Raw genomic sequence first — 18,877 nt, 5'->3', positions numbered from 1 at the left:
CGGTCGCGGTGGGAGACTTGCCACATGCCCCTCGCCGAGCCGCACGACGACCACCTCCCACAGGAGGATCTGGTCGCGCTCGACGGGGCCGTCAGCAACCCGGACGACAACGTAGTCAGCGAGACATCCGGGGCATCCGACCCCACGGCGGCAGGCGATGGCCCGGGCACCGAGTCGGAGTCGGCCGAGTCGGAGTCGGCCGTGTCCGAGCCGGAGCCGGCCCTGCCGGAGCCGGAGCCGACCCTGCCCGAACCGGTCCGGCAGCGGATCGTCACGCTGACCGCCGCCGTCCTGCCCACGCTGCCCGCCGACGAGGTGCCCGTGCCGCTGCGCCGGGTGGCCAAGTTCGCCCCCAACCGGCGGGCCCGGCTCGGCGCGCCGGTCATCGCCGCCCAGCTCACCGCCGACCCGCTGTTCCGGCAGCGGGTCACCGCCCGCGTCCTGGCCGACGCCGGTGACCTCGGGGCCGCCGTCGTCGAGGGCACCGCGCCCGCCGCCGCCGACCCGGTCGAGGTCGCCGCGCTGGCCTACCTGGCCAGGCCGCGCGGCTGGCGGGAGCTGATCGACGCCAGCGGCGCCGCCGTTCGCGCCGAGGCGGACAGCGCTGTCGTCGCCGAGCTGGTCCGGGAGGCCGAGCAACGGGCCACCCGCGCCGAGCACGACCGGGCGGTGGCCCGGGTCGAGGCGGAGAAGCTGCGCGACGAGCTGGCCCGCGTCCGTGAGGAGCTGGGTCAGCTCCGCGAAGAGTCCCGGCAGGTCGCCCGTACCCTGCGGGAGACCCAGGCCCGCGAGCGCAAGGCCACCGAACTGCTGGCCACCGAACGCGGCAGGGCCGCGCGGGCCAGCGCCGACGTGGACGCCGAGCTGCGCCGCGCCCGGGCCCGGCTGGCCGAGGCGGAGGCCGCCGCCGGAGTGGCCCGCGCGAGCGCCAAGGAGTCCCGCTCGGTCGACGACGCCCGCCTCTGGCTGCTGCTGGAGACCATCGGTCAGGCCGCCGTCGGCCTACGCCGGGAGCTGGCCCTCGACCCGGTGGACAAACTCCCCGCCGACTTCGTGGCCGACGCGTTCGCCGAGCAACCGGGCACCGCCCCGGCCAGCCCCGCCGCACGCGCCCGCGACACCGACGACCCGGCCCGGCTCGACCAGCTTCTCGCCCTGCCCCGGGCGCACCTCGTGGTGGACGGCTACAACGTCACCAAGCGCGGCTTCGGTGACATGTCCCTGGAGCAGCAGCGCAAACGTCTCATCACCGGGCTCGGCGGGATCGCCGCGCAGACCGGCGACGAGATCACCGTCGTCTTCGACGGCGCCGAGCGGATGCACGGGTTGCCGCCCGCGCCGCGCGGCGTCCGGGTGCTCTTCTCCCGCAAGGGCGAGACCGCCGACGAGCTGATCCGGCGGCTGGTCCGTGCCGAGCCGGCGGGTCGCCCCGTGGTGGTGGTCTCCTCCGACCGCGAGGTCGCCGACGGGGTACGCCGGCACGGCGCCTACCCGCTGGGCGCCGACTCGCTGCTGCGGCGGCTCGCCCGCTCCTGAGAGACGCGTGGCCCCGCCGCACCGTGTCGTCGCCAGCCCGGCTGTCGTACCCGAGCGTTAGCGTCGTTGCTGTCGCCGACGGGAGGGGATTCGCCATGACCCAGGACAACGTCAGGGTCTTCGTCGACAGTGACCTGCGGGGTGCCCGGTTCAGCCGGTCGACGCTGGCCGGTGCGGTGATGCGCGGCGTCGATGTGAATGCTCTGGACATCGACGCGCCCTGGTTGGCCGAGGGCACGCTCCTGGTCAACGGCGTCGATGTCGCGCCGCTGGTCGAGGCCGAGCTCAACCGGGGGTTCCCCGGGCGCGATCTCCGGCAGGCCAAGGATCCGGACGGCCTGCGCGTGGCGTGGGCGGCACTCGAACGGGCCTGGGCGGCGGCGGTCGACCGGGCGCTGTCCATGCCCGAGGGTGCGGTCGACGTCTCGATCGACGGGGAGTGGTCGTTCGCGCAGACGCTGCGCCATCTCGCGTTCGCCGCCGACACCTGGTTGGGCAAGGCGATCCTGCGCCTGCCGCAGCCCTTCCACCCGCTCGGGCAGCCAGATGCTGAGTACGATGCCGCGGGCTTCGACATGTCGATCTTCGCCGCCGAGCAACCGACGTTCGCCGCGACCCTGGAGCTGCGGGCCGAGCGGCAGGCGATGGTGCGCGACTTTCTCGCGGCCGTCACGCCGGACCTGCTCGCCGAGACCCGGCCGGCCGCCTGGTGGCCCGAGCAGCAGGTGTCCGTCCTGCACTGCCTTCACGTGATCTTCGACGAGGAGTGGCAGCACCTCCGCTTCGCCCTGCGTGACCTCGACGCGCAGGGCGAGGCGGCGAAAGCGCAGTCCCGCCCGGCCACCGGGTCAGGTGGTCGGTAGCCGCCGGGCCAGCTCACGGCGCAGCACGTCAGGGCCGGGCGTCATCCAGGCGAGCCGGGCGACCAACTCGTACGGGCCGCGTCCGGGGGTCGACCACTGGCCGGGCCGCATCGGCGGCCGGGTCTGCTGCGGATCGAGTGGCGTGACCACCAGTCGCGGTTCCAGGCGGCCACGGACCTGAGCGCGCGCCAGGTTGGCCCAGTCGATGCGGAGCTTGCTGCCGTGCGGACCGGTCAGTTCCAGCGCTTCGTCGGTCAACCGCAGCGGCAGCCGAGGCTGACGGCGCAGCTGCCAGGCGGTGGTCAACGCGAGGCCGACGCCGATCGCGCCGAACCGCAGCAGCACCTGCCACCACGGCTCATCGAACAGCGCCGCGTACACGGCGACGAGGGCAGCGGCGCCCAGCACAGCGAGGAGCTTGGCGATGCGATGTCGGCGCGACGAGTAGTGGAACTCCACGACGGGCGAGGCATCGAGGCTGGTCACCACTGTCCTGTGCCCGAGTGGCCGGTCGGCCAAACGATGTCCCTCCCGTCGGGCGATCGACACGAGTTTCCTGATGTCGGGTGTTCCGGCGGGTCGGGATGGCCCGGTTTCGCGGAGCTGGAGTCGATCTCACCCCAAACGGTCGGTCGGAACTGGTTTCTGTCGTACCCGGTGGTTAGCGTCGATGTGACCGACGGTGCTCGGTCGGCGACGACAGGGCGCCGGCCCTGCGCCGCGAGCCGATCAGGAGGTGTGATGCTCATCGACTGCGACGGGTGCGCGAAGCGGGCCGACGGCTGCTCCGGCTGCCCGCTGACCGCCCTGTTCGACGAGACGTCCCCGGCGGCCGGGCTGGTCGCCGCCGAGGTCGAGGCCATCGAGGTGCTCGCCCGAGCCGGCTTCGACGTGGAGGTGCTGGCCGCGCCCGCGCGGCCCGGGACCGCTCACCGCCGCGCCACCCGCCGGGTCGCCTGAGCGCGAGACCGCGCCCGGGAGCGCGCTTTCCGCGGGCCATAGGATGAGCGGTCACGGCGGGAGGAGCGGCGCGATGAGCGGGGTACGACGGGTGGTGACGCGGTGACCCCGCGCGGGTGGGCGTTGCTGACCCTGGCCGGCTTGACCGTCGCGTTGGTCGTGCTCGCCGCGCTGCTCATTCCGTGGCACCGACCTCCGGCACCCCGCGCCGACCAGCTCGCCGCGCTGGGCGACCTGCCGGCGGAGCAGGTGGCCAAGGGGCGGGAGTTCCGGGCCGCGCTGCGCCCCGGCGGCTACACCGCGCTCGCCGTCGGGCTGTTGGTCGCCCTGGCGCTCGGGCTCACCCCGCTGGGCAGCCGTCTGATCGAGCTGGTGGCTCGGCCCTTCGGCGGGCACTGGGCCGCGCAGGCCGTGCTCGGTGGGCTGGCCGTGGTCCTCGTCGCCGACCTCGTCACGCTCCCGTTCGCCGCCTGGCGTCAGAGCGTGCTCACCCGCTACGGGTTGAGCACCAACGGTTGGAGCGGCTGGGCGGTCGACCTGCTCAAGTCGTACGCGGTCAGCGCGGTGATCGGCGCGGTGGCGCTGTTCGGCTTCTACGCGGTCATCCGGCTCGCGCCGCGCTGGTGGTGGGCGTTCGGCGCGGGTGGTGCGGCGCTGCTGGTGGTGCTGCTGTCGTTCGTGCTGCCGGTGCTGGTCGAGCCGGTGTTCAACCGGTTCACCCCGATGGAGCAGGGCCAGTTGCGCACCGAGCTGATGAGCATGGCGGCCCGCGACGGGGTGCCGGTGCGCGACGTGCTGGTCGCCGACGCCTCCCGGCGCACCAAGGCGGTCAACGCGTACGTCTCCGGTCTCGGCCCGACGCGGCGGGTCGTCGTCTACGACACGTTGCTGACCGAGGCGACCCCGGCCGAGGTGACCGCCGTGGTGGCGCACGAGTTGGGGCACGCCAAGGACTCCGACGTGGCGGCCGGCACGCTGACCGGGGCGTTGGGTGCCGCCGCCGCGGTGGTGGCGCTCTACCTGCTCGGCTCGTGGGGGCCGCTGCTACGGCTGGCCGGTGTCGACTCGGTCGCCCAACCGAGCGCGTTCCCGCTGCTGCTGGCCCTCGTCACGGTGGCCGGGCTGGTCGCCGCGCCGGTCCAGGCACTGATGTCGCGGCGGGTGGAGGCACGAGCCGACGCCCATGCGCTCGCGCTCACCCGCGACCCGGAGGCCTTCGAGTCGATGCAGCGCCGGCTCGGCTCGGTCAACCTCGGCGACCCCGATCCGCCGCGCTGGGAATACCTCTACTCGGCCTCGCATCCGTCCACCGTGGAGCGGATCGCCGCCGCCCGCGCGTACGCCCGGGAGTCTGGCCGATGAGCCGCACACTGCTGATCACCAACGACTTCCCGCCCCGCCCGGGCGGGATCCAGTCCTTCGTGCACAACCTCGCGGTGCGTCAACCGGCCGGCTCGGTGGTCGTGTACGCGTCGAGCTGGCGCGGTGCCGCGAAGTTCGACGCCGACCAGCCGTTCGAGGTGATCCGGGAGCGCACCCGGGTGCTGTTGCCCACCCCGTTGATCGCCCGCAGGGCGGCGCGGCTGGCTCGCGCGTACGACTGCGACACGGTGTGGTTCGGGGCGGCGGCGCCGTTGGGGTTGCTCGCCGCCGGTCTGCGGCGGCGGGCCGGCGTACGCCGGGTGGTGGCGCAGACCCACGGCCACGAGGTCGGTTGGGCGGCGCTGCCGGCGGCCCGGCCGGCGCTGCGGCGCATCGGCCGGGGCGTCGACGTCACCACCTACCTCGGCGAGTACACCCGCAGCCGGTTGGCCCGTGTGCTGGACGGGGTGACCGAGCTCCGCCGCTTGGCGCCCGGGGTCGACGTGGACACCTACCACCCGACAGTGGACGGTGAGCAGGTCCGGGCCCGGCTCGGGCTGACCGACCGGCCGGTGGTGGTCTGCGTGTCCCGGCTGGTGCCGCGCAAGGGTCAGGACATGCTGATCCGGGCACTGCCGGAGATCCGTCGCCGGGTGCCCGAGGCGGCGCTGCTGATCGTCGGCGGCGGGCCGTACCGGGCCACCCTGGAGAAGCTGGCCCGGCAGATCGGTGTGGAACGGGACGTCGTGTTCACCGGCTCGGTGCCGTCGGCCGAGTTGCCGGCGCACTACGCGGCGGGCGACGTCTACGCGATGCCCTGCCGCACCCGCAACCGCGGTCTCGACGTGGAGGGGTTGGGCATCGTCTACCTGGAGGCCTCCGCGACCGGCCTGCCGGTGGTGGCCGGTGACTCCGGGGGCGCACCGGATGCGGTCCGTGAGGGGGAGACCGGCTACGTCGTCCGCGGTCGGGACGTCGCGCAGCTCGCCGACCGGGTCGCCCGGCTTCTCGCCGACCGGGACCTGGCTCGCCAGTTGGGTGCTGCCGGCCGGGCGTGGGTGGAGCGGGAGTGGCGCTGGGAGGCGCAGGCGGACCGGATGGCGGCGTTGCTCGCCGGCTGACCGCAGCGCCGTGCTCAGCTCTCCCGGGTCGGTGCGTAGCGAGGCACGTACTCCTGGCCGGTGAGCTTCTGGATCGCCGCCATGACCTCGTCGGTGACCGTCCGGATGTCGCGTGGGCCGTTGATCCGTTCGGCGACCGGGATCGGCGGGCCGAACCGCAGGGTGACGGGGTGCCGGCGGGGCAGCCGCGCGTCGACCGGCAGCACCTCGGCGGTGCCGGTGACGCCGACCGGGATGATCGGCACCTCGGCGTCGCGGGCCAGGCGGGTCATCCCGACGCGGCCCCGGTAGAGCCGTCCGTCCGGCGAGCGGGTGCCCTCCGGGTAGACGGCGACCAGGCCGCCGGCGCGCAGCACCGGTACGGCGGCGTCGAGGGCGCGCAGGGCGGCTCGGCCGTCGGCGCGGTCGACCCGGATGGCACCCATGCCGGCGACGATGCGCCGGTTGAGCCAGCCGCCCGGACCTCGGCCGGTGAAGTACTCGGCCTTGGCCCAGAAGGTCACGTGTCGGGGCGCCGCGGTGACGAGGAACAACTCGTCGGCGACGGACAGGTGGTTGCCGGCGAGGATCGCGCCGCCGTGCCGGGGCAGATGCTCCAGCCCTTCCACGCGGGGCCGCCAGCCCAGCCGCAGCGTGGTGCCGACGGTCAGCTTGGTGAGGTCGTACAGCAGGGGCACGTGTTCTCCGGGTTCGGGTTCAGGTGGGGTTCGGGCCGAGATGGGCGTCGAGCGCGGCGCGCAGCAGGGTGTCGTCCTCGGTGGCGCCGGTGGCCAGCGGCAGGCTGCCCCAGGCCCAGAGCTGGGCGATGCCGTGCAGGTTGGCCCAGAGCGCGCCGGCGAGCACCGGGGCAGGGGCGTCAGTCGGCCGGCGTACCTGGGCCACCAGGTCGGCGAGCACGTCGAACAGCGGCAGGCTCGTCTCGCGCAGCCGCAGCCGGCCGCTGTCCAGCAGGTCGTGACGGAACATCAGCTCGAACATGCCGCGATGGGCCGCCGCGAAGTCCAGGTACGTCCGGGCCAGCGCGGTCAATCGGGTACGCGGGTCCGGGTCGACGTCGCGCATCGTCTCCTCGACGCGGGCGGTGAGGTCGGCGAAGCCCTCCCGGGCGATGGCGGAGAGCAGGTCGACGTGGGTGGGGAAGTAGCGGCGCGGGGCGCCGTGTGAAACCCCGGCGCGGCGGGCGATCTCCCGCAGTGACACGGCCGACTGGCCCTCGCTGAGCACCAGGTCCACCCCGACGGCGACCAGCCGCGCCCGTAGCCCCTTCTCGTCCCCGTCCATAGACAGTGTCTACCAGCAACCGTAGACGCTGTCTACTCGGATCCTCGATCACTCCCTCACGTGATCCACTCCGGTTTCAAAAAGTCGGGGTGTCCTGATGCCAGGGATACCCCGCCATCATGGAAGACGAGTGGATCATGCCCGGCCGCCGCGGCCCGAGGTCAGCGGATGCGGGCCAGGATGCGATCGGCGGGGGCCGGGCGGCCGAAGTGCCAGCCCTGGGCGGCGTCGCAGCCGATCGCCCGCAGTCGCTCAGCCTGCCCGGCGGTTTCCACGCCCTCGGCAGTGACGGTCAGGTCCAGCGCGTGCGCCAGCGAGACCAGCGAGGCGAGGATCCGCTCGTCGGTGCGGCCGACCGACGGCGACCGCAGGCCGGCCACGAACTCCCCGGCCACCTTCAGTTCGGTCACCGGCAGGTCCCGCAGGTACGCCAGGTTGCTGTAGCCGGTGCCGAAGTCGTCGATGGCGATCCGCACTCCGAGGTCGGCCAGGACCCGCAGGGCGCGTACCGGCTCCTCGGCGGTGCTCATCATCGTGCTCTCGGTGATCTCCAGTTGCAGCCGCTCCGGCGGTAGGCCGGTCTGCCGCAGCAACGCGCGGACCTCCTGCACCAGCCCGGGCCGGTGCACCTGGCGTACCGCCAGGTTGACGCTGACGAACGGTGCGGCGGCGCTACCGGCCGACCAGGCCTCCGCCTCGCGGCACGCCTCGGCCAGCACCCACCCACCCAGCTGCACGATCAGGCCGGTCTCCTCGGCCAACCCGATGAAGCTGTCCGGTCGAAGCACACCCAGCTCCGGGTGCCGCCAACGGACCAGCGCCTCGACGCCGACCAGGCTGCCGTCGCGCAGTGAGGTCAGCGGCTGGTAGTCGAGGTAGAACTCGCCGCGTTCCAGGGCGGCCGGGATGGCGGCGGAGAGCGCGTACCGGGCCAGTTCACGTTGGTTGCGCTCGGCGTCGTAGAGAGCCCAGCGGGCCCCGCCAGCGGCCTTCGCCCAGTGCAGCGTGCTGTCGGCGGCCCGCATCAGGTCGCTGGGGTTGGCACCGGCCACCTGGCGCTCGACGATGCCGATGCTCGCCGAGATCTGCAGCTCGTGCCCGTCGACCAGCGCCGGTGCCCGCACCGCGGCCAGGGCGGTCTCGGCCACCTCCAGCATGTCGTCGGTGCCGCCGCTGCGCTCCACCAGGATGACGAACTCGTCCCCGCCCAGGCGGGCCAGCAGGTGCTCACCCATGGCCTTGCACAACCGCTCGGCCACGGTGACCAGCAGATGGTCGCCAACCTGGTGCCCCAGGGTGTCGTTCACGACCTTGAAGCGGTCCAGGTCCAGGAAGCACACCCCGACCCGCTCCGCGCCCCGGCCCGGCTCGTTCAGCGCGGCGGTGAGCCGCTCGGTGAACAGCGTCCGGTTGGGCAGGCCGGTGAGGGGGTCGTGGGTGGCCTGATGCCGGAACCGGGCCTCGCTGGCCCGCAGCGCCCGCTCGGCCTGGGTGCGGGCCCTCATCGCGGCCCGGCGGATCGACTCCTGCTCGTCGAGCGTCCGGTCCCGCAACGCGCGGGCGTAGCCGGTCGCCACCGCCGCGAGCAGCCGGGCCATCCGATCCTCGACGTCCTCGGCCACCAACCCCAGGTCGCGCACAAGGCGGAGCTGGATGACCTCGACGGTACGACCGAGGCCCTCCGCGGAGGCGATGTGTGCGGCGACCAGCTCGGCGCCGACCCGGTGCCCGGCACGCAGGTCGAACGGCTCGGTGAGCAACGCGCCGGCCAGTTGCCCGGTGAGCCGGTGTAGCAGGGTTTCCAGCTGGGCCTGGGTCATCGGCAGGTAGCTGGTGCCGGAGACCGCTTTGGCCCAGGCGCGCGCGAACGTGCCCGGGTGGGTGGCCACCTCGGGCAGCTCAGTCACCGAGTCGCCCGACGCCGCCCATGAAGACCGCGCGCTCGGCGTCCTCCGCGCTCTCCGGGGTGTCCGGTCGCCACTCGGGCACCCAGACCACGCCGGGGTCGAGCAGCTCGAACCCGTCGAACAACTCGGTCAACTCGGCGCGGCTGCGCACCCACAGCGGGTTGTCGGTACGCCGGTAGACCCGCTCGGCCTCGGCGCGTTCGTCGTCGCTGCGCCCGTCGTCGCTGGCCTGCGACAGCACGAGGTAGCTGCCGGGGGCCAACGCGTCGCGCAGCGTCCGCAGCAGCTCCGCCGGTCGGTCGTCGTCGGAGACGAAGTGCAGGACGGCCACCACCATCACGGCGACCGGCTGGCTCAGGTCGAGCAGCTTGCGGACGTCGGGGTGGGCCAGGATCGCCTCCGGGCGCCGCAGGTCCTCCTGGACGACCACGGCCCGCTCGTTGCCGGCGAGGATCTCGCGGCTGTGCGCCACGGCCACCGGGTCGACGTCCACATAGACCACGCGTGACTGCGGGTCGAGCCGCTGGGCGATCTCGTGCACGTTGCCGACGGTCGGGATGCCCGAGCCGATGTCCAGGAACTGCCGGATCCCCGCCTCGGCGAGGTGGTGCACGGCCCGGCGCAGGAACGCCCGGTTGGCCTGGGCCATCAGCGGCGCCTCCGGCACCGCCGCGACCATCGCCTGCGCCGCGGCTCGGTCAGCGGCGAAGTTGTGGGAGCCGCCGAGGTAGTAGTCGTACATCCGCGCGACGCTCGGGCGCTCGATGTCGATGGTGTCGGGTGCCCAGTCCGGCCGCTGCATGCGTCAACCCCTCGAATCCGCGACGCGAGCGTCGTCGCCCGCGCGGGTATTGTGCACCCGCCACGCACGCCAGACCATAGCGCGCCGGAGGTTGCCCGCCGACGTCGGTCGATACGCGACGGTCCGCGCCTGGCCGAAGCTGGCGCGGACCGTCGGTCGCGACGTCCCGCTCGACGAGCGGGGACAGGTCAGAACTTGGGAGCGTCCGGTGCCTCGAGCAGGCCGAGCCGGAGTGCGGTCATCAGGGCCTGAGCCCGGTTGGCCGCGCCGAGCTTCTCGTAGAGCTTGGAAATGTGCGTCTTGGCCGTGGACTCGCTGACGAACAGCTGCTTCGCGATGCCCGCCACGCTCATTCCGTCGGCGAGCAGCCGCAGCACCTGCCCCTCCCGCGGTGACAACTGCGGGCCGGACGGGGCGAGCCGACGCTTCATGGCCTCAGCCAGGTCGGCGGCGGTGAACGCGCTGGGGGAGGAGGCGGCGTGCCGTGCGGCGGCCACCACCTCGTCGGCCGGGGCGGTCTTCGGCACGAAGGCGCTCGCCCCGGCCTCCAGGGCGCCGAAGAGCTGGTCGTCGCCGGCGTACATGGTCAGCACCACGATGCCCATCGACGCGCTGGACTTACGCAGAGCGCGGGTGGCCTCCAGGCCGCTGCCGTCGGGCAGCCGCAGATCCATGATCACCACGTCCGGCTGCAGGGCGCCGGCCTGGCGTACGCCCTCCGCCGCCGTGGCCGCCTCACCGACGACCTCGAACTGGCGGTCGCGCTCGAAGGCGTGCCGCAGGCCCTTGCGAATCAGGTCATGATCGTCGACAAGGAGGACCTTGGTGCGGGTGGCCGGTGTCGGACTTGTGGTCATCCTCGGGTTACTCCCCTTCTGATGGTGCTGCGCTGTCGCGCACTTTGTCGCGCCGGGCCGAGGTGCCGAGAACCACCGCCACGGTCGTGCCGCTGGGTTGCCGCGGCCTGATCTCCAACCGGCCCCGGATACGTTCCGCCCTCTCGGCCATGATCGCAAGACCGTACCGTCCGTCGGGGCGCTGGTCAGCCATCCCCTGACCGTCATCCGACACTTCTATTTGTGCATACGGCGGGTCGACCTCACACGTGACCCACAGATTCGAGGCTCCGGCGTGCTTGCGGGCGTTGGTCACCGCCTCCTGGGCGATGCGCAGCAACTCGGCCTCGGTGGCGGCCGGCAGTCGCGCGGTGGACTCGTCCAGCGAGAGGTGCACCCGCAACCCTCCGGACGCGCCGACGGTGCGCGCGTACTCGGCGATCGCCGCGGCCAGCCCGCCCTGCCGGTCCACCTCGCTGCGCAGCTCGAAGAGGCTCAGCCGCAGCTCCTGGATCACCCGGGTCACCTCGGCGCGCAGCGTACGCAGGGCCTCGGCGGTCTCGTCGGCGTCGTCGAAGACGGTGGCCAGGGCGTTGTCGATGCCGTAGCCGACCATCACCAGCTCCTGCGCCACCCCGTCGTGGATCTCCCGGGCCAGCCGCTGCCGCTCCTCGTTGGTGGCGAGCGAACGCACCTCGTCGAAGAGCAGCGCCGCCTCCAGCCGCAGCGCGGCCGGGCGGGTCAGCGCTGTCACCCGCGACACCACCGGCGGCGGGTACGCGTGCGCGGCGTCCGCCTCCAGCACCACCAGCCCCACCGTGCGTACCCCGGCGACCAGCGGAACGATCAGCGCGGACACGTCGCCGCCACGGTGTGAGCGGGACTGCGAGCGCGCGGCCGTCGTGGCCTGCTGGCTGGCCCAGGCGTCGGCGATGGCCGAGTCCGCGTCGAGTGTCGTCTCCCAGTCCACCCGGTCGACGCCGGCCTGGGCGAGCACCACGAGCCGGCCCCCGCCACTGGCCGACAGCACCGCGCCCCGGTCGGCCTGGGCCACCGTGCGCAACTCCTCCAGCAGGTGCTCGGAGATGCCGCCCGGATCCAGGGTGGCCCCGGGCAGCTGCCGGGCGACCGTCCGCAGCTGGGTGAGCAGTCGGGTGGCCTCGGCGTACGGCTGGGGTTTGCCCTCGTTGCGGACGGCCATCACCCGGTGCAGGGTGCCGGCGGCGTAGAGCCCCAGCGCCGCCAGGATGAGCCACTGCGCGCAGACCGCGAGGTATCCGAGCTGGCCGAGCTGGGGCCCTCCGTCGACCTGGGTCAGCGCGCCGCTGACCAGCAGGGTGGCGGCGGTGACCGCGAGCAGGGCGGTGCCCTCGGAGAAGCGGCGGCGCAGCGCGGTGACGGTCACCGGGACCGCCAGGTAGGGCAGCACCGCCGAGGCGCCGAGGCCGCCGACGGTGCCGCCGATCGACGCGACCGCCGCCACGTGACTCGCGGCGAGGCCCAGCACCACCACCTCCGCCACCCGGCTCACCGGCGCGATCAGCCGGTGTTGCGGGGCCAGCAGGGACGGCAGCCCGGCCACCGCCAGCAACGCGATCCACCACAGCTGGCCGACGTCACGGGTGGCGAAAAGGGTCAGGACGGCGATCAGCGCCAGCATCACCAGGCGGGCGGCCGCGGCGAGGGGATGCGGGTGCGGTGCGGTTGCTGTGGATGCGGGCACGTGACGGATGGTAGTCAGCCTCGGTAGATATCGGCGATCTCCGCCGCGTACGTCTTGTGGACAACCTGGCGTTTGACCTTGAGCGACGGGGTCAGTTCGCCGGTCGCCTCGGTGAAGTCGCGGGGCAGGACCCGGAACACCTTGATCGCCTCGGCCTTGGAGACGGCCTGGTTCGCCGTGTCGATCGCGGTCTGGATCTCCTGACGCAGGCCCTCGTGCTCGCGTAGCTGCTCGACCGTGGTGTCGGCGGGCATCCCGGCGCTCTGCAGCCAGGCCGGCAGCGCCTCCTCGTCGACGGTGACCAGTGCCGCGATGAACGGCTTGGCGTCACCGACCACGACGCACTGGCTGATCAACGGGTGCGCCCGGACCAGGTCCTCCAGCACCGCCGGGGCGACGTTCTTGCCGCCAGCGGTGACGATCAGCTCCTTCTTGCGGCCGGTGATGGTGAGGTAACCGTCGGTGTCGAGGTGACCCAGGTCGCCGGTGCGGAACCACCCGTCGGCGCTGATCGCCTCGGCGGTCGCCGTCTCGTTGCCCCAGTAGCCCTGGAAGATCAACTCGCCGGAGATCAGGATCTCGCCGTCGTCCTCGATGCGGATGGTCACGCCGGGCAGCGGGCGGCCGACGGTGCCGATCCGGGTGCCGTCCGGCAGGTTCGCGGCGGCTGCGGGTGACGTCTCGGTGAGGCCGTAGCCCTCCAGGATCGTCACGCCGATGCCGCGGAAGAAGTGCCCCAGCCGGGCGCCGAGCGGCGCGCCGCCGGAGATCGCGTCCCGGCACCGGCCGCCGAGCGCGGCGCGCAGCTTGCGGTAGACCAGCCGGTCGAAGACCACGTGCTGGGCGCGCAGCGCCAGGCCAGGTCCGCCCGGGGTCTCCAGAGCCTCGCTGTACGCGATGGCGACCTGCTCGGCGCGGGCGAAGATGCGCCCCTTGCCGTCCGATTCGGCCTTCTGCTTGGCCGCGTTGTAGACCTTCTCGAACACCCGGGGTACGGAGAGCACGAAGGTCGGCCGGAACTCCTGCAGCTCGGCGACCAGGTTCTTGGTGTCGGCGCAGTGCGCCATGGTGGCCCGGGCCTGCACGACGCCGATCTGGATCAGCCGGGCGAAGGCGTGCGCCAGCGGGAGGAAGAGCAGGGTGCTCGCGCCGGGGTTGAACAGGTTCGGCAGCACCGGGATCGCGTTGGCGATGTCGGCGTACATGTTGCGGTGGGTGAGCACGCAACCCTTGGGGCGGCCGGTGGTGCCGCTGGTGTAGATGATCGTGGCGAGGTCGCCGGCGTGGACGGCCTTGCGCCGCCGCTCGACCTCGGCCAGCTCGACGCTGGCACCGCTGGTGACCAGATCGTCGACCCCGCCCTGGTCGATCTGCCAGACGTGGTCCAGCTCGGGCAGCCGGTGCCGGACGCCGGCGACCAGGGTCGCGTGCGCCTCGGTCTCCACCACGACGGCGACCGCGTTGGAGTCTTCGAGGATCCACGCGGCCTGTTCGGCGCTGGAGGTCTCGTAGATCGGCACGGTGACCGCGCCGACGGTCCAGATGGCGTAGTCGAGCAGCGTCCACTCGTAGCGGGTGCGGCTCATCAGGCCGACCCGGACACCGGGCTCGATGCCGGCGGCGATGAGCCCGCGGGCGACGGCGGCCACCTCGTCCCGGAACTGGAGGCAGGTCACCTCGGTCCAGGCGGTGACGGCGCCGTCGGCGCTCGCGGCGGGGCGGGCGAACTGGACGGTGTCGGGCGCGGCCTCGGCGTTGTCCCAGACCGGATCGGTGAGGTTGGCCGCGTCGCCAACGGTGACGATCGGCGGGACGGAGAACTCGCGCACCTGCACTCCTTCGTGCTCGCACTGGTCGGGCCAGCCGTCACCCGTGGGTGTCGGCTGTGTCGAAACCTACCTGGTGAACACCGGCACACCGCCAACGACCGGGGCTGTTCCGGCCGCCTGCGGGCCTCGGGACGTGCCGACGGGGGCGGCGCGGCACACCGGCGGTACCCGCCGGGTAGCCTCGCCCCATGGCGGACTCCTCCACCCAGTCGATCATCATCGGCGCCGCACCGGACCGGGTGGCGGCGGTCATCTGCGACTTCGGGCGCTACCCGGAGTGGACCGACGCGTTGCGCCGCGCCGAGGTCGTCGAGGAGTACGAGGACGGCTACGCCAGCCAGGTGCGCTTCACCATCGACGCCGGGGTGATGGCCGACGAGTACGTGCTCGCCTACGAGTACGCCGAGGACCTGTCCCGCATCGAGTGGCACCTCGTCGCGCCCTCGAAGATGCAGAAGAGCCAGCGCGGGTCGTACGACCTGGTGGGCAACCCGGACGGCAGCACCACGGTGACCTACACGCTGGAGGTCGACCTGTCGGTGGGAATGCTCGGGATGTTTCGCCGCAAAGCCGAGAAGATGATCATGGACACCGCGTTGAAGCAGCTCAAGCGCCGGGTAGAAGCAACCGGTGCGGCGCAGTGACGTGTCCGGTGGCACGGTAGAGGAGCCGAGGGTGGGCGGAACGGATCCGGGTTCGGCCCGGGAAGAGGCGGAGCGGCTGGTCGCCACACTGCTGGCGGGGGCGCGACTGGCCTCCGCAGGCTCGGCGGGCGGCGCGTTCGGCTCGCTGGGCGGGGTGCTGGCCGGTGTCCTCGGTCACAGTGCCGGCCCGGACGGGCGTCCCGGCCCCGGAGGTGCTTTCGCCACCGGATCGGCCGAATGCTGCGTCTGCCCGGTCTGTCGGGGCATCGCCGCGTTGCGTGACCCGAGTCCGGAATTCGCCGAACGTCTCGCGACCGGCGCCGGAGACCTGGCGGCGGGCGTCGCCAGCCTGCTCCGCGCGTTCTCCCCGGCGGAGCCGCCCTCGACGAACCCCTCCGAGCCACCATTCGAGCAACCCGCCCGGACCGCGCCGGCACCGGCCGCGAGCACCGACGACGTGCTCCCGCAGCCGGCCCCGGACGAGCCGCCCGCCGCGACCGGTGACAACCACGTGTGGCGCGATGCCACCCGCACCGGGCATGATTCTCAGCCGGCGCCGGAGCGGGATGTCTGGTCGGTCGCCACCCGGACGGCGGACCCACTCGCCCCGGCCGCCGCACCACCCGTCGACGAGGCCGGGTCGGCGACCGTACCGGCACCGACCACCCGTCCCGTGGTGCCCGCCTCGCGGGTGCCCGACGACACCGACGCGGAAGCATCGGGCGACGGCGCCTGAGCGCGGGACATTTCCGACCCGGACCGGCATGCCGCCGGGACACGGGCCGGACGGGCACAGCAGAGGGGGGCGGCAGCGGTGACGCTGACCATCGGAGTCGACGTCGGTGGCACGAAGGTGGCCGGCGGTGTCGTGGACGACACCGGCACGGTCCTCGTGCAGACCCGACGGGACACTCCCGCCGATGACGTCGGCAAGACCCGCGACGTCATCATCGAGCTGGTCGGTGAGCTGGCAGCCGGGCGGACGATCGAGGCCGTGGGCATCGGCGCGGCCGGCTGGATCGACGCCAGCCGCTCGACAGTGCTCTTCGCCCCCAACCTGGCCTGGCGCGACGAACCGCTGCGCGAGTACGTCAGCAAGGCCATCGGTCTGCCGGTGATCGTGGAGAACGACGGAAACGTGGCCGCCTGGGCCGAGTTCCGGTACGGCGCCGCCCGCGACGCCGACGACTCCATGATCATGTTCACCATCGGCACCGGCGTCGGCGGCGGCATCGTCCTCGGCGGCGAGCTGATGCGCGGCGCGCACGGCATCGCCGCGGAGCTGGGCCACATGCTGGCCGTTCCGGACGGGCACCAGTGCGGCTGCGGCCGGCTGGGCTGCATCGAGCAGTACGCCAGCGGCAGCGCCCTCGTACGCTTCGCCCGGGCCGGCGCCCGCCAGGAGCCCAACCGGGCCACCGCGCTGCTCGACCTGGCCGGTGGCGAGGCCGAGGCGATCACCGGCCCGATGGTGACCGCCGCCGCGCAGGGCGGTGACCTGATCTCCGCCGAGGCGTTCGCCCAGATCGGCCGGTGGCTGGGCACCAGCCTCGCCGACATGGCGCAGATCCTCGACCCGCAGACCCTGGTGGTGGGCGGCGGTGTGATCGACGCCGGTGACCTGCTGCTCGGCCCGACCCGCCGTGCGTACCTCGACGCGCTCGCCCAGCGTGGTCGCCTGCCGGTGGCCGAGGTGCTCCCGGCGGAGCTGGGCAACAGCGCCGGCGTGATCGGTGCCGCCGACCTGGCCCGCCGGATCTGAGGCGGTCCACCGATGGGCGTACCGCTGCGGGTCGTGTCGTACAACATCCACAGCCAGCGCGACGACACCGCCGCGCTGGCGGCCGTGGTCCGGGCCGCGCGGCCGGACGTGGTGATCGTGCAGGAGGGGCCGCGCCGGTTCCGGTGGCGACAGAAGTCCGCCACGCTGGCCGAGTCGTTCGGCCTGGTGGTGGCCGCCGGCGGCCTGCCTGCGCTGGGCAACCTGCTGTTGACCAGCCTGCGGGTCCAGGTGCGGGCCACCCGGTGCCAGCGCTTCCCGCTGACCCCCGGCCGGCACCTGCGCGGCGCCGCGTACGCCGAATGCCGGGTCGGCGACGCCCGGTTCACCCTCGCCGGCTCGCACCTGTCCACCGACCCGGGTGAGCGTCCGACCCAGGCCGCCGAGTTCAAGCGTGGGCTGGACGAGGCGACCAGCCCGGTGCTGGCCGGGGCGGACCTCAACGAGGGCCCGGACGGGCCGGCGTGGGCGACCGTGTCGCGCGGGTTGACCGACGCCGCGGTGGCGGCCGACCGGGCGGACCGGCTCACCTACTCCTGCGCCGAGCCGCGCCGACGCATCGACGCGCTCTTCGTCGACCCGCGGATCACCGTGGTCGACTACGACGTGGTGGACACCCCGCAGACCCGCCGGGCCAGCGACCACTTTCCGGTCCTGGTCGACCTGCTGCTGCCCGACGCCGACTGACCCCCGAGGCCGGTTCGACAGTCGACGCTTCCGCGTCAGGGCTGGACATCCGGCTCCGTTGTGGAGAGGATTTCGCGGCGACCGGCACGCCTGCCGTACCAAAAGGAGATGTTTCGGTGTCCACCTCCACCGACCACGGCCGGCCCGACCCCGAAGCGATCCCGTCCGCGCTGAGCAGCGGTCGCCCGGTCTCCGACCGGGGCGACACGGTCTGCGTCATCGGGGCCGGGGCCAGCGGCCTGACGGCCATCAAGAACCTGCGCGAGCACGACTTCGGCGTCGACTGCTACGAGCGGGAGACCGGCGTCGGCGGCGCCTGGAACTGGCGACACGACCGCAGCCCGGTGTACGCCAGCACCCACCTGCTGTCGTCGAAGCCGTTCACCCAGTTCCCCGACTTCCCGATGCCGGACTCCTGGCCGGACTACCCGCACCACAGTCAGCTGCTGTCGTACTTCGAGCGCTACGCCGACCACTTCGACCTGCGCTCGCACATCTGGTTCGGCACCGAGGTGATCCGGGTCGAGCCCGCCGAGGGGGACCGGTGGGACGTCACCACCCGCTCCACCGGCGGGTACGGCCCGGAGCGCACCTCCCGGTACGCCGCCGTGGTGATCGCCAACGGTCACAACTGGTCGCCAAAGCTGCCCCGCTACGAAGGGCTGGAGGAGTTCCGCGGCGAGATCATGCACGCCTCGTCCTACAAGGACCCGGCGCAGCTGCGCGGCAAGCGGGTGCTGGTGGTCGGCGCTGGCAACACCGGCTGCGACATCGCCGTCGAGGCCGCCCAGCAGGCGTCGCGCTGCTGGCACTCCACCCGGCGCGGCTACTGGTACGCGCCGAAGTACGTGCTCGGCCGCCCCGCCGACCAGGTGAACGACACCCTGCTGGCGCTGCGCGTGCCGCTGCGGGTGCGGCAGTGGCTCTACCACTGGACGCTTCGCCTGACCGTCGGCGACCTGACCCGCTTCGGCCTGCCCAAACCCGACCACCGGGTGTACGAGACGCACCCCATCGCGAACAGTCAGCTCGTCTACTACGTGGGCCACGGCGCGATCGGCCCGGTGCCGGACATCGCCCGGTTCCACCCGTACGCGGTGGAGCTGGCCGACGGCCGCCAGATCGACCCCGAGGTGGTCATCTTCGCCACCGGCTACCTCCCGCGCTTCGAGTTCCTCGACGCCTCGGTGTTCGGTGACAGCGCCGGCGCGGGTCGGCCCACGCTGTGGCTCAACGCGTTCACTCCGGGGCACCCGACGCTGGCGGTCGCCGGCCTGTTGCAGCCGGACTCCGGGTTGTTCACCCTGTCGCACTGGCAGACGGTGCTCTTCGCCCGCCTGCTGCGGGCTCGACGGGACCGGCCGGAGCGGGCCGCCGCGTTCGCGTCTCGGGTGCGTGACCGTGCCGGTGAGCGCTACTCCGGGCAGGTCAAGGAGAGCAGCCGGCACTGGTTCGAGGTCGGTCACGCCGACTATCTACGCGCCATCCAGCGCGCCCTGCACGACCTGGAGGCCAAGTGAGATCCCCGGTCGCGGACGAAAGGCAG

The 18,877-nt window shown here is 73.1% G+C and carries 18 protein-coding genes; 10 read left to right on the top strand and 8 right to left on the bottom strand.

Going from position 1 to position 18,877, the window contains the following annotated elements; translation table 11 throughout:
• Nucleotides 1–201 precede the first annotated feature (201 nt).
• Complete coding sequence (locus GA0070619_RS19805) at nucleotides 202–1,536, top strand: NYN domain-containing protein (protein WP_412769098.1); 1,335 nt, start codon at nucleotides 202–204, stop codon at nucleotides 1,534–1,536.
• A 95-nt stretch (nucleotides 1,537–1,631) separates the two neighbouring features.
• Nucleotides 1,632–2,399 (top strand): DinB family protein, encoded by a 768-nt coding sequence (locus tag GA0070619_RS19800; RefSeq protein WP_088949444.1) that lies wholly within the window; start codon nucleotides 1,632–1,634, stop codon nucleotides 2,397–2,399.
• Here GA0070619_RS19800 and GA0070619_RS19795 read toward each other — a convergent pair.
• Nucleotides 2,385–2,885 carry a hypothetical protein gene (locus GA0070619_RS19795; protein WP_088949443.1) on the bottom strand — a complete coding sequence of 167 codons (501 nt, stop codon included), beginning with the start codon at nucleotides 2,883–2,885 and terminating at the stop codon, nucleotides 2,385–2,387. The two genes, GA0070619_RS19800 and GA0070619_RS19795, sit on opposite strands and share 15 nt — an antisense overlap.
• 255 nt (nucleotides 2,886–3,140) lie before the next feature.
• Here GA0070619_RS19795 and GA0070619_RS19790 point away from each other — a divergent pair, with 255 nt between their 5' ends.
• The 3 genes from GA0070619_RS19790 (at nucleotide 3,141) to GA0070619_RS19780 (ending at nucleotide 5,842) form a co-directional block, all read left to right on the top strand.
• The gene (locus GA0070619_RS19790) at nucleotides 3,141–3,359 is read left to right on the top strand and encodes a hypothetical protein (protein WP_088949442.1); all 219 of its coding nucleotides are present in this window, start codon (nucleotides 3,141–3,143) and stop codon (nucleotides 3,357–3,359) included.
• 102 nt (nucleotides 3,360–3,461) lie between these two features.
• Nucleotides 3,462–4,721 (top strand): M48 family metallopeptidase, encoded by a 1,260-nt coding sequence (locus GA0070619_RS19785; protein ID WP_088949441.1) that lies wholly within the window; start codon nucleotides 3,462–3,464, stop codon nucleotides 4,719–4,721.
• Entirely contained in the window at nucleotides 4,718–5,842 is a 1,125-nt protein-coding gene (locus GA0070619_RS19780; RefSeq protein WP_088949440.1) for a glycosyltransferase family 4 protein, read from the top strand. Before GA0070619_RS19785 ends, GA0070619_RS19780 begins: the two co-directional genes overlap by 4 nt.
• 14 nt (nucleotides 5,843–5,856) lie before the next feature.
• On the opposite strand, the gene GA0070619_RS19775 is transcribed toward GA0070619_RS19780, so the two are convergent.
• The 7 genes from GA0070619_RS19775 to GA0070619_RS19745 all read right to left on the bottom strand — a co-directional run bounded on the left by GA0070619_RS19775 (nucleotide 5,857) and on the right by GA0070619_RS19745 (nucleotide 14,220).
• Nucleotides 5,857–6,519, bottom strand: coding sequence for a lysophospholipid acyltransferase family protein (locus GA0070619_RS19775; RefSeq protein WP_088949439.1), 663 nt, complete (start codon nucleotides 6,517–6,519; stop codon nucleotides 5,857–5,859).
• A gap of 19 nt (nucleotides 6,520–6,538) precedes the next feature.
• Entirely contained in the window at nucleotides 6,539–7,123 is a 585-nt protein-coding gene (locus GA0070619_RS19770) for a TetR/AcrR family transcriptional regulator (protein WP_088949438.1), read from the bottom strand.
• Nucleotides 7,124–7,284: 161 nt separating this feature from the next.
• Nucleotides 7,285–8,943: a putative bifunctional diguanylate cyclase/phosphodiesterase gene (locus GA0070619_RS19765; protein WP_231927492.1), complete on the bottom strand. Its 1,659-nt coding sequence runs from the start codon at nucleotides 8,941–8,943 to the stop codon at nucleotides 7,285–7,287.
• A 79-nt stretch (nucleotides 8,944–9,022) separates the two neighbouring features.
• Complete coding sequence (locus GA0070619_RS19760; RefSeq protein WP_088949437.1) at nucleotides 9,023–9,832, bottom strand: SAM-dependent methyltransferase; 810 nt, start codon at nucleotides 9,830–9,832, stop codon at nucleotides 9,023–9,025.
• 188 nt (nucleotides 9,833–10,020) lie between these two features.
• Complete coding sequence (locus GA0070619_RS19755; RefSeq protein WP_007072219.1) at nucleotides 10,021–10,689, bottom strand: response regulator transcription factor; 669 nt, start codon at nucleotides 10,687–10,689, stop codon at nucleotides 10,021–10,023.
• A 7-nt stretch (nucleotides 10,690–10,696) separates the two neighbouring features.
• Nucleotides 10,697–12,391: a sensor histidine kinase gene (locus GA0070619_RS19750; RefSeq protein ID WP_088949436.1), complete on the bottom strand. Its 1,695-nt coding sequence runs from the start codon at nucleotides 12,389–12,391 to the stop codon at nucleotides 10,697–10,699.
• 14 nt (nucleotides 12,392–12,405) lie between these two features.
• A complete protein-coding gene (locus GA0070619_RS19745) occupies nucleotides 12,406–14,220 on the bottom strand; it encodes an AMP-dependent synthetase/ligase (RefSeq protein ID WP_088951916.1) in 1,815 nt (604 codons plus the stop codon).
• Between the two features lie 188 nt (nucleotides 14,221–14,408).
• Between GA0070619_RS19745 and GA0070619_RS19740 the strand changes: the two genes are divergently transcribed.
• The 5 genes from GA0070619_RS19740 to GA0070619_RS19720 all read left to right on the top strand — a co-directional run bounded on the left by GA0070619_RS19740 (nucleotide 14,409) and on the right by GA0070619_RS19720 (nucleotide 18,851).
• On the top strand, nucleotides 14,409–14,864 hold the full coding sequence (locus GA0070619_RS19740) for an SRPBCC family protein (protein ID WP_088949435.1): 456 nt from the start codon (nucleotides 14,409–14,411) through the stop codon (nucleotides 14,862–14,864).
• A 31-nt stretch (nucleotides 14,865–14,895) separates the two neighbouring features.
• Nucleotides 14,896–15,600: a hypothetical protein gene (locus GA0070619_RS19735; RefSeq protein ID WP_088949434.1), complete on the top strand. Its 705-nt coding sequence runs from the start codon at nucleotides 14,896–14,898 to the stop codon at nucleotides 15,598–15,600.
• Nucleotides 15,601–15,678: 78 nt separating this feature from the next.
• Nucleotides 15,679–16,626, top strand: a complete 948-nt coding sequence (locus GA0070619_RS19730; RefSeq protein ID WP_088949433.1) for an ROK family glucokinase — start codon at nucleotides 15,679–15,681, stop codon at nucleotides 16,624–16,626.
• 12 nt (nucleotides 16,627–16,638) lie between these two features.
• Nucleotides 16,639–17,331 carry an endonuclease/exonuclease/phosphatase family protein gene (locus GA0070619_RS19725; protein ID WP_088949432.1) on the top strand — a complete coding sequence of 231 codons (693 nt, stop codon included), beginning with the start codon at nucleotides 16,639–16,641 and terminating at the stop codon, nucleotides 17,329–17,331.
• A gap of 116 nt (nucleotides 17,332–17,447) precedes the next feature.
• Nucleotides 17,448–18,851 (top strand): flavin-containing monooxygenase, encoded by a 1,404-nt coding sequence (locus GA0070619_RS19720; RefSeq protein WP_088949431.1) that lies wholly within the window; start codon nucleotides 17,448–17,450, stop codon nucleotides 18,849–18,851.
• Nucleotides 18,852–18,877 lie beyond the last annotated feature (26 nt).

Origin of the sequence: Micromonospora zamorensis, from assembly GCF_900090275.1 — a bacterium.
GTDB classification, from domain to species: domain Bacteria; phylum Actinomycetota; class Actinomycetes; order Mycobacteriales; family Micromonosporaceae; genus Micromonospora; species Micromonospora zamorensis.
Note: the sequence above shows the minus strand (reverse complement) of the source record. Positions and strands in the feature narration are given on the sequence as shown.